Annotated in this window: 9 protein-coding genes; 2 read left to right on the top strand and 7 right to left on the bottom strand. The window is 67.7% G+C overall.

What is annotated here, in order from left to right; all coding sequences use genetic code 11:
* The coding region (locus Q7V15_RS00405; protein WP_304752783.1) for a PQQ-like beta-propeller repeat protein at nt 1-1,208 on the top strand (1,208 nt) is incomplete at its 5' end.
* 137 nt (nt 1,209-1,345) lie between these two features.
* Nucleotides 1,346-2,902 carry a ribosome biogenesis GTPase Der gene (der, locus tag Q7V15_RS00400; protein ID WP_304752781.1) on the top strand — a complete coding sequence of 519 codons (1,557 nt, stop codon included), beginning with the start codon at nt 1,346-1,348 and terminating at the stop codon, nt 2,900-2,902.
* On the opposite strand, the gene Q7V15_RS00395 is transcribed toward der, so the two are convergent.
* The 7 genes from Q7V15_RS00395 to Q7V15_RS00365 form a co-directional block, all read right to left on the bottom strand.
* Nucleotides 2,856-3,611, bottom strand: a complete 756-nt coding sequence (locus tag Q7V15_RS00395) for an SDR family NAD(P)-dependent oxidoreductase (RefSeq protein WP_304752778.1) — start codon at nt 3,609-3,611, stop codon at nt 2,856-2,858. The genes der and Q7V15_RS00395 overlap by 47 nt on opposite strands.
* A 9-nt stretch (nt 3,612-3,620) precedes the next feature.
* The gene (locus Q7V15_RS00390) at nt 3,621-4,619 is read right to left on the bottom strand and encodes a bile acid:sodium symporter family protein (RefSeq protein ID WP_370689751.1); all 999 of its coding nucleotides are present in this window, start codon (nt 4,617-4,619) and stop codon (nt 3,621-3,623) included.
* Nucleotides 4,616-6,106, bottom strand: a complete 1,491-nt coding sequence (gene purF / locus Q7V15_RS00385) for an amidophosphoribosyltransferase (protein WP_304752775.1) — start codon at nt 6,104-6,106, stop codon at nt 4,616-4,618. The genes Q7V15_RS00390 and purF overlap by 4 nt, the downstream gene beginning before the upstream one ends.
* Nucleotides 6,103-6,711 carry a CvpA family protein gene (locus Q7V15_RS00380; protein WP_304752774.1) on the bottom strand — a complete coding sequence of 203 codons (609 nt, stop codon included), beginning with the start codon at nt 6,709-6,711 and terminating at the stop codon, nt 6,103-6,105. The genes purF and Q7V15_RS00380 overlap by 4 nt, the downstream gene beginning before the upstream one ends.
* Nucleotides 6,708-8,087 (bottom strand): DNA repair protein RadA, encoded by a 1,380-nt coding sequence (gene radA, locus Q7V15_RS00375; protein WP_304752773.1) that lies wholly within the window; start codon nt 8,085-8,087, stop codon nt 6,708-6,710. Before radA ends, Q7V15_RS00380 begins: the two co-directional genes overlap by 4 nt.
* Nucleotides 8,088-8,146: 59 nt before the next feature.
* Nucleotides 8,147-9,250 (bottom strand): alanine racemase, encoded by a 1,104-nt coding sequence (gene alr / locus Q7V15_RS00370; protein ID WP_304752771.1) that lies wholly within the window; start codon nt 9,248-9,250, stop codon nt 8,147-8,149.
* A 46-nt stretch (nt 9,251-9,296) separates the two neighbouring features.
* Nucleotides 9,297-10,786, bottom strand: a 1,490-nt coding sequence (locus Q7V15_RS00365; protein ID WP_304752767.1) for a replicative DNA helicase, incomplete at its 5' end; no start/stop codon positions are given.

Here is a 10,786-nt window from a genome sequence, read left to right as displayed (position 1 = left end):
ACACCCTCCGAGGGGCTGACTTCTTCCTGCCCACGCCCTATTCACGCGCCGCATGGCCCCTGCCGGGGGGCACCGCGGAGCAGGCGCCGGAGCATGTTGAGGCCCAGATCGGCTTCGATGTCGCCTGGCGCCGCAATTTTGGGGAAGGTTCGGGGCGCGGCAACCATGTCACCGCTCCGCCGGTGGCCGCCAACGGCCGCATCTATGTGATGGACGGCTCGGCCAGCGTATCGGCCATCGACGCAAAGAGCGGGCGGGTGGTCTGGAACGCTGATCTGCAACCGGGTCGACGTGTCGAGCGCGAGGGCTTTGGCGGCGGCCTCGCCTATGCCGACGGGAAACTCTATGTCACGTCCGGTTTTCGGTCGGTCAGCCGGCTGGACGCGGCGACGGGGGCTGTAGAATGGCGTCGCCAGACTGAGCAGCCGATCCACGCGGCCCCCACCGTCACCGCAGGGCGGGTGATGGCGGTGGCCATCGACAACACCCTGCTGACCTTCGACACCGCGACAGGCGCCCCCAGCTGGACCTACCAGGCCCTCAGCGAGCCCGCACGTATCCTGGGGGCTTCGAGCCCCGCGGTGTCTGGCGATACGGTTGTGGCCGCCTTCAGCTCCGGCGAGCTGGTGGCCCTGCGCAGCGGCAACGGCAACGACCTTTGGAACGAGGGTCTGTCCCGCGGCGGGCGCACCAACGCCCTCTCGGAAATCCGTGACATTGCGGGCCGCCCCGTCATCTACCGCGGAGACGTCTACGCCGTCAGTCATGCCGGCGCCTTTGCGGCCATCGACCTGCGCACCGGCGCCCCGCGCTGGACCCTGCCCGTGACCGCCACGAGCACGCCATGGCCGACAGGCGACGTGGTCTATGTGGTGTCCAAGGCCGGGGAGGTCATCTGCGTCTCCCGGGAGAGCGGTCAGGTCTACTGGATCCGCGATCTCAATGAGGGCGTCACGGCAAAGAAGGTGGGCGGCGTGTTCGGCATCGGCGCCAGACCCGGGGCCAAGCCCCTGTGGACCGGTCCGCTGCTGGCGTCCAACAAGCTTATCGTGGCCTCATCTACGGGTGAAATGGCCGTACTCAACCCGAAAACCGGCGCGGTGGAGCGTAAGCTCAACCTTGGCTCCCCGGTCCTGCTGGAGCCGATCGCCGTCGATGGCATGGTCTATGTGGCCACCGACAGCGCTCAGCTGATCGCCCTGCGCTAGCTTCCGGCCCTGTTTCGCTGAAGGGCGACAGGGCCATTGGCTGTCTTTCGACCGCGCCGGGGGCGCGGATTCGCACTATTCTGAGCGGAACTGGTCTATGGAGACCAGGTTCTGTTCCAGCGCGCCAGGGGGCGCCTATGTCGCTCAAAATCGCCATCGTCGGCCGCCCAAACGTGGGCAAGTCCACCCTGTTCAACCGTCTGGCTGGCCGCAAGCTCGCCATTGTCGACGACCTGCCTGGCGTGACCCGGGACCGGAAGTTCGCGTCGGGGCGGCTGGGGGATATCGATCTGGAGCTGATCGACACCGCCGGTTTCGAGGACGTCACCGATGAGAGCCTGGAGGCGCGGATGCGCCAGCAGACCGAACTCGCCATCGAGGAAGCCGATCTGATCCTGTTCGTCATGGACTCCCGCGAGGGGGTCGCCCCCATGGATCTCGTCTTTGGCGAACTGCTCCGCAAATCCAGCAAACCGGTGATCCTCCTGGCCAACAAGGCTGAGGGACGACAGGGAGAAGCCGGGACCATGGACGCCTTTCGCCTGGGCTTTGGCGAGCCGGTTCCGGTGTCGGCCGAGCACGGGGAGGGCATGGCCGATCTCTATGCCGAGGTCGTTCGACTGTTTCCGGAGGCCGGTGAAGACACCGAAGACGACAAGGACAAGCGGGTTCAACTGGCCATTGTCGGCCGACCCAATGCGGGCAAATCAACTCTGGTGAACCGCCTGATCGGTGAGGACCGGCTGCTGACCGGGCCTGAGGCGGGGATCACCCGGGACTCCATACCCGTCGACGGGATCTGGGACGACCGGGCGATCCGCCTGGTTGATACCGCCGGCCTGCGCCGCAAGGCCAAGGTGCAGGAGAAGCTGGAGCGCCTTTCCACCCAGGACACGATCCGCGCGATCACCTTCGCCGAGGTGGTGCTTCTGGTGATGGACGCCACCCATCCGTTGGAGATCCAGGATCTGCAGATCGCCGACCTGGTGGAGCGCGAGGGGCGCGCCCTGGTCTTCGTTCTGGCCAAGTGGGACCTCATCGAAGATCCGCAGGCCCGTCTGAAGGAACTCGAGGAAGAGGTTTCGCGGAAGCTGCCCCAGGTCCGCGGCGCGCCGATGATCGCCCTGTCGGCGGAGACCGGCCGCAATCTTGAAAGGTTGATGCCGGCGGTGTTCAAGGCCCACGACGACTGGTCCACCAAGGTCAAGACCAGAGACCTCAATGACTGGCTGGCCATGGCGGTCCAGCGCCATCCGCCGCCGGCCGTGAACGGTCGCCGGGTTCGTCCGAAATACATCACCCAGACCAAGGCGCGGCCGCCCACCTTCGTATTGTTCGCCAGCCGGGCCAGCACCTTGCCCGACAGCTATCGCCGCTATCTGATCCACTCCATCCGCGAAAGCTTCGACCTGCCCGGCGTGCCGGTGCGACTGACGGTGAAGTCGGGCGCCAACCCCTATGCCGACGGGGAGTCCCGCTCTCCAGGCCCGTCGCGCACCGCACCGCGCAAGGCCAAGACCTCGGCCGCCAAGCCTGGGGCGAAGAAGGCCCTGGGCGCAAAGGCGGGCAAGCCGGGAAAACCGTCCCGTCCGACCAAGTCGTCAGGTTTCGGCGGCGCCAAGGCCCGTCCAACCAGAGCTCGCCCGGTCAGTGGTCGGAAGACCCCTGCGCGGCCTTCCACGCGGAGAAGCTGATCGGTTTGTCCGGCTGGCCGAGGGGCGCTGTGGCCAGTTCGATGATCATCGGGCCGATTTCGGCGGGGTCGGGCAAGGAGTCGGGATCCTCGCCGGGCATGGCTTCTGCGCGCATTTTTGTCCGCATGGCGCCAGGATCGATCAGGGCGGCCCTGACCTGTGTATTTTCCAGCTCATCAGCCCAGGTGCGCACCAGATGCTCGGTGGCCGCCTTGGTGGCCCCATAGGCGCCCCAGAAGGCCTTGGGGCGGGCCACACGCCCCGAGGTGAAGACCAGGGCGCGACCGGCCGGCGCGGCCTTCAAGAGCCGCTCAGTGCTGCGCAGGAGGCGGTAGGTGGCCGTCAGGTTGATGGCGACCGCCTTGTCCCAGGCGGCGGGGTCAATGTGGGAGATCGGGCTCAGGCCCCCCAGGATCGCCGCGGCATGCACCAGGATGTCGAGATGGCCGTGTCGCTCATGGATGGCCAGGCCCAGTTGATCGATGCCGTCGCCCTGAGTCAGGTCCAGGGGGACCAGGGTGGCGGGGCGCCCTGAGACCGCGCGGATCTTGTCGTCGAGGACTTCCAGTCCGCCCTGGGTTCGGGCGAGCGCCACCACATGGGCGCCGGCCTGCGCCAGGGCGAGCGCACACTCGCGCCCAATGCCGCGGCTGGCGCCAGTGACCAGGGCGATACGCCCCGCGAGGGGGAGGTTGGCAGAATCCGTCATGGCGGCTGTCTAGCTGGTCTCTGAGGGGTTGTCGGCCCGTTTTGCGTAGTGGCCGGCGATGGCGGCGCAGGCCATCAATTGGAACTGGTGGTAGAGCATGATGGGCAGGAGCACGAAGCCGACGGTCGCGGCAGGGAACAGGACGGCCGCCATGGGGGCGCCAGCGGCGAGACTCTTGTTCGATCCGCCGAACAGGATCGTCGCCTCGTCCTCCGTCGAGAATTTCAGCCTGCGGCTGATCCAAACGGTCCAGCCCATCGAGACGACCAGCAGGACAAGGCAGATGAGGGACAGGCGCAGCAGGTCGCCCATCGAGACCTGGCTCCATATTCCCACCGCCACGGCGCCGGAAAAGGCGTTGTACACCACCAGCAGGATAGAGCCGCGGTCCACAAGACTGGCCTGTTTAGCGTGGCGCTGGATGAAGCCGGCGATCCAGCGGCGCAGCAACTGACCGGCGATGAACGGAGCCAGAAGCTGCAGAAGAATCGCCTCGAAGGCGCCCCAGGACAGGCCGCCACCCTGGGCGCTCAGCAGGACCCCCACCAGCAGCGGCGTGATCGCCACCCCCAGAATATTGGATGCAGAGGCGCCACAGACGGCGGCGGCGACATTGCCCCTGGCGATGGCGGTGAATCCGACCGCCGATTGAATGGTCGAGGGCAGGCACCCGAGATAGATCAGACCCGGCGCCAGGGCGGCGGGGACAATCCAGGCCGGCAGCGTCGAGAAGAACAGACCGGCCAGGGGAAACAGGGCGAAGGTGGTCGCCAGGACCACCAGGTGCAGCCGCCAATGGGCTATGCCGGCCACCACAGCCTGGGGTGACAGCTTGGCGCCGTGGAGGAAGAAGACCAGCGCCACCCCGATCTTGGTCGCGATCCCCACCACCTCGGCGGCCTGGCCCCGGGCCGGTACGAGCGAGGCGAACACCACCGTCGCCAGAATGGCCAGGATGTAGGGATCGATCTTGAAACGGGCGAGGGCACCGCGAACGGCGGAGATCACGCGTCGACCAGGAAGGTCAGCTGACGCTCGTCGGCCGCATTGCGGCCCTCGGCGATTTCCCGATCAAGCAGGCGGGTCGGGTAGTCCCCAGTGAAGTAGTGGTCGGTGAACTGCGGGGCGGCGGGGTCCCGCGGGGCCGATTCCATCGCCCAATAGAGGCCATCAACCGACAGGAAGCCGAGGCTGTCGACCTCCAGCATCCGAGCCATCTCTTCCAGGCTTTTGTTGGCGGCGAGCAGTTGCTCCCGCTCCGGCATGTCGATCCCATAAAAGTCGGGCCACATGATCGGCGGCGAGCCGGACCGAAGATGGACCTCCTTGGCGCCGGCCTCACGCACCATCCGCACCACCCGCAGGGAGTTGGTGCCGCGGACGATGGAGTCATCGATCAGCATGACCCGCTTGCCGGCCAGGACAGCGCGGTTGGGCGACAGCTTCATGCGCACCCCCAGCTCCCGGGCGCCCTGGGTCGGCTGGATGAAGGTGCGGCCCACATAGTGGTTGCGCATGATCCCCATCTCATAGGGCACGCCGGTCTCCTGGGCGTAGCCGAGCGCGGCGGGCACGCCGGAGTCCGGCACCGGCACGACGACGTCGCAGGGCGGCGCGCTCTCCTGGGCCAGGCGGCGGCCCATACGCTTGCGCACCTCATAGACCGATCGACCATTCACGACCGAGTCGGGTCTGGCGAAATAGACATACTCGAAGATGCAGGGGCGGGCCCGGGCGGCGGGGAAGGGGCGCAGGCTCTCGACCCCATTGTGGTCGATGACCACCATTTCCCCATGCTCAATGTCGCGGATGAAACGCGCGCCGATCATATCCAGGGCGCAGGTCTCTGACGCCAGAACCCAGGTCTCGTCCAGCTTGCCCAGCACCAGGGGGCGGATGCCCAGGGGGTCGCGGACCCCGATCAGCTTCTTGTTGGTCAGGGCGACCAGGGCGTAGCCCCCCTCGATCATCGACAGGGCGTCGATGAAGCGATCGGTCATCCGACCCTTACGGGACCTCGCGACCAGGTGGAGGATCACCTCGGAGTCGGACGTCGACTGGAAGATGGCGCCCTCGGCCACGAGGTTCTGCCGCAGGGTGAGGAAGTTGGTCAGATTGCCGTTGTGAGCGAGCGCAATGCCTCCGCTCTCCAGATCGGCGAACATCGGCTGGACATTGCGGATGAAACTGCCGCCGGCGGTGGAGTAGCGGGTGTGGCCGATGGCGGCGCCGCCGGGCAGGCGTTGGGCGAGGTCGGCGTCCCCGAAGGCTTCGCCGACCCGGCCCATATGGCGCTCAGTGTGGAACCTGTGCCCGTCGAAGCTGGCGATGCCGCAGGCTTCCTGGCCGCGGTGCTGCAGGGCGTGAAGCCCGAGCGCCGTAAGCCCGGCGGCCTGAGCCGCCCCATAGACGCCGAAGACGCCGCATTCCAATCTGAGGCTGTCGTCATCGGGGTCGCGGACCGGGGGGGACCAGGTCGCAGAAGCGGGGCTCATCGGGATTTCTCCACCAGATCGTCGATGTCGTCGCGGGCGCGGACGTCATAGCCTTCTTCCGAAGGCGGATCACCTGCGCCGTCGCGAACCGCGCCCGCGATGGCCGGTCGTAGCCGATCGGCCACGTCCATTCCTTTAGGCGCAACGGCTTTCAGCACCTCGCCGGCGGCTTCGGTCAAGGGATAAAGCGCCGCACCTGCGATCCATTGCGGCATTCGCTCCGGCGGGGTCGCCGCCTGGAAGGCCAGGTTGAAGGCGCCAAGCACCACCAGGGAGCGCACCAGGCCGAACCCCGCGCCGATCAGCCGGTCGAGAAATCCCAGGACACTGGTGGCCTGCACCTGATCAGCCATCCGGCCGCCGATCAGCCGCAAAGCCACATAGATGATCACGAACACGATCAGGATGGCCGCTACATTGGCCACCCAGGCTGGCTCCACCATGGCCCGCAGCATGGGGCCAGAGAAGCGCAGGCCCCAAAGCGCCGCCGCCCCGGCCACCAGCAGGGCCAGCATGGTCGCCATCTCCCGGACGGCGCCGCGGAAGAAGCCCACCCCACCGGAAATGGCCAGCAGGCCCAGAGCAATCAGGTCGAACAGCGTCAATTGCGACCTTTCCAATGTCCTTCGCCGATCATCGTGATGGCGTCCGCGAGCCGGGCCACGGCGTTGATCCTCATGCCAGACCCACCTTCGGCCTCCATGGGCGCCAGGGCCTGGCCAAAACCCAGCTTGGCGGCTTCCTTCAGACGGCCATCCATGCGGCTGACCTGGCGGATGTCGCCGGACAGGCTGATTTCGCCGAACACCACACAGTCCTGGGGAAGGGCGACGTCGAGGGCGGAGGAGGCCAGGGCCGCGGCGGCGGCGAGATCGGCCGCCGGCTCGGTCACCCGCAGTCCGCCGGCCACGTTCAGATAGACATCGCGATCACCGAAACCAAGGCCGCACCGGGCCTCAAGAACGGCTAGCACCATGGCCAGGCGCCCGGAATCCCAGCCGACCACAGCGCGCCGCGGCGTGCCATAGGCGCTGGGGGCGACCAGGGCCTGGATTTCCACCAAGACTGGGCGCGACCCCTCGATCCCGGCGAACACCGCTGCGCCTGCGGCCCGTTCGCCCGCGGTGTTCAGGAACAGGGCCGATGGGTTGACCACCTCCATCAGGCCGGCGTCGGCCATCTCAAACACCCCGATCTCGTCGGTGGCGCCAAAGCGGTTCTTCACCCCGCGAAGGATGCGGAAGGGATAACCCCGTTCGCCCTCGAAGGTGAGCACGGCGTCCACCATGTGCTCGATCACCCGGGGGCCGGCGATGGCGCCCTCCTTGGTGACATGCCCCACCAGGATGACGGCCACGCCGCGCTTCTTGGCGATGCGGACCAGTTCGCCGGCCGCCGCGCGAACCTGGGTCACCGAGCCCGGCGCGGCCTCATGCGCATCGCTCCACATGGTCTGGATGGAGTCGATCACCACCAGGTCGAAGGCGTCGCGCTTGAGGCCATCAAGAATGATGCGAAGCGAGGTCTCCGCGGCCAGTTGCACCGGCGCCTGGGCCAGGCCCATCCGATGGGCGCGGGCGCGCACCTGCTCGACGGCCTCCTCGCCAGAGATGTAGGCGCAGCGCGCCCCGCGCAGGGCGGCCTGTCCCACCACCTGCATCAGCAGGGTGGACTTGCCCACCCCAGGGTCCCCCCCCACCAGCAGGGCCGAGCCTGGCACCACCCCGCCGCCACAGACCCGGTCGAACTCGGCCACGCCTGTCAGGATGCGCGGCGGCGCAGGAGTCTCGGCTTCAAGGGTCTCGAACACCAGTCCCCGCTGGCCCCGGCCGGACTTGGCGGGCGCCAGGGCGCCAGGCGGCCGCGACTGGGCCTCTTCGACCATGGTGTTCCAGGCGCCGCAGGATGGGCACTGCCCCGCCCACTTGCCATGGACGCCGCCGCAGGACTGGCAGACATAGACCGCGCCGTCTCGGGCCAAGCGGAACTCCTGATTCGCTGATGCGCCAGTCTAACGCCCCAGCCCAAGGTTTGGCGGCCTTAGGCGGTTTGAGTCGTCTCAGAGCCCAGATAGATTCGCTGGGCTCTGCTGGACAGGCGCACCAGGCACTCATGGGCAATGCTGCCAGCGGCGTGCGCCAGGTCGTCCAGCAGGGCATGGGGCCCCAGGAGTTCCACCATGTCGCCGGGCGCTGCTTCACCGTCGCCGAGGTCGACCACCGTCAGGTCCATATCGACGATATAGAGTCGACGCAGCGCGCCGGCCGCCCAGGCCTGGCCGCTTCTGCGGCTGGCGCGGATGACGCCGTCTGCATAGCCTGCCCCCACCAGGGCGACCCGGGTGGCGTGATCAGTCTGAATGGTCGTGCCATAGCCGACATAATCGCCGGCCGACAATTGGCGGATGTCCAGGATCGGCGCTTCGAGGCGGGCCACGGCTCGCAGGCGGGGATCTGGCCGTTCCGTCGGCCCGCCGCCATAGAGGCTTATCCCTGGCCGCACGAGGTCGAAACGGTAGTCAGGACCGAGAAAGGCGCCGGCCGAAGCCGCCAGGCTGGCCTGGGCGGCGGGGAACAGGGCGCGGATCTCCCTGAAGGCCGCCAATTGCTGGCGATTGCGCGGATGGTCCGGGATGGCGCCCGATCCCAGATGGCTCATCACCAGATCGACTGTCAGCCCGGCCAGTCCGCCCGATCCCGCCAGGGCCTGAGCCTGACCAGGGGCGAGCCCCTGGCGATTCATCCCGGTGTCAGCCTGCAGGGCGCAGGGCAGGGGGGCGTCCAGCCCGGCGGCGAAGGCGATGGCGGCGGCCACCTGTTCGACGCTGTTCAGCACCGGCATGAGGCCGGAGGCGCACAACCGCGGGCCGCACTCGGCGGTGAACCCGTCCAACACCAGGATCCGCGCCGCCCTGTGGTCCAGCTCGCGACGCAAGGCCTCACCTTCGGCGAGGCGGGCGACGAAAAAGGTACGGGCGCCCTCGGCCCAGAGCCGCCGGGCGATCGGGCCGGCGCTCAGGCCATAGCCATCGGCCTTGACCACAGGCGCCGTCTCGGCCCCGGCCGCTTCGGCGGCGATCGCATGATAGTTGTGAGCCAGGGCGTCGAGATCGATGCTCAGCCTGGCGCGGGAGGAGGGGGCCATCTGCTCCCCTTGAACCGCTGAACGGCGGGGCGCAAGTCCGGGCGCATCAGTGGGGATCGTAGCGGCCATCCCGGGCGAGATTGCCGAACTTGGTCAGGTCCTCATGGAAGGACAGCTTCACCGTGCCGATAGGGCCGTGCCGCTGCTTGCCGATGACGATCTCGGCCAGGCCGCGTACCTGATCCATCTGCTCCTGCCACTTGAAGTGTTCTTCGGTTCCCTCTCGCGGCTCGGTGCGGCTGAGATAGTAGCTCTCCCGATAGATGAACATGACCATGTCGGCGTCCTGCTCGATGGAGCCGGATTCCCGAAGGTCGGAGAGTTGCGGACGCTTGTCCTCGCGGTTTTCTACCTGTCGAGACAGCTGCGACAGGGCGATGACTGGGACCGACAGTTCCTTGGCCAGGGCCTTCAGTCCCTGGGTGATGGCGCTGACTTCCTGCACACGATTGTCGCTGGAGCCCGATCCCACTGTCACCAGCTGGAGGTAGTCGACCATGACGAGGTCGAGGCCGACCGTGCGCTTGAGGCGCCGCGCGCGGGCGGTGAGCTTGGCCAGGCTGAGGCCGCCCGTGGCGTCGATGTAGAGCGGCGCTTCCTGAATCTCCAAGGCTGCATCGCGCACCCGGCCAAACTCCATGGCGTCGATCTCGCCCTTGCGCAGCCGGTCGCCGGACACGCCAGAGGCCTCGGCCAGCAGGCGCATAGCCAGCTGCTCGGCCGACATTTCCAGGGAGAAGAAGGCCACGACCCCGCCGCTGACGGTCTTGCGGGTGCCGTCAGGCCGCGGCTCCCAGGCATAGTTGCGGGCCACGTCGAAGGCGATGTTACAGGCGAGCGAGGTCTTTCCCATCGAGGGACGTGCGGCGAGGATCACCAGGTCAGACGGGTGCATGCCACCGATCTTCTGGTCGAGATCAATGAGGCCCGTGGACAGGCCCGCGAGGCCTCCGTCGCGGGAATGCGCTTCGGCGGCCATGGCGACAGCCCCATGCAGGGCGTCAGCAAAGGGCACGAAGCCCTGGCTCACCGAGCCGGTCTCGGCCAGGGCGTAGAGCTGCTGCTCGGCCGCCTCGATCTGGTCGCGCGCCGAGGTTTCCCCGTCGGCGGTCTGGGCGCCGGTGGCGATCTCCTGGCCAATCCGGATGAGGTCTCGACGCAGGGCCAGGTCATACACGGCGCGGGCGTAGTCCGGCGCGTGGGTGGACGGCGGCGCCCGGTCCACCAGGTTGGCCAGGTAGCGCAGGCCGCCCAGTTCTTCGAAGGCCGGATCGCGGGCGAACTGCTCGGCGATCAGGATCGGCTCGGCCAGCTGACCCTTTCGGATGGAGGTCTCGATGGCCCCGTACAGCCGGCCATGGAAGGGCTCGAAGAAGTGCCGCGCCTGGAGATTGTCCCCCAGTCGCTCAAAGACGGCGTTGTCGTAGAGCAGGGCGCCCAACAGCGCCTGCTCAGCCTCGATGTTGGCCGGGGCGTGTGAAATGTGGGTTTCGTCATCCTGCGGCAGGCGCAGGTCGAGGGCGGGAACGATGGCCA

The sequence above is a fragment of the Phenylobacterium sp. genome, assembly GCF_030651755.1.
In the GTDB taxonomy this organism is placed as follows: domain Bacteria; phylum Pseudomonadota; class Alphaproteobacteria; order Caulobacterales; family Caulobacteraceae; genus Phenylobacterium.
Note: the sequence above shows the minus strand (reverse complement) of the source record. Positions and strands in the feature narration are given on the sequence as shown.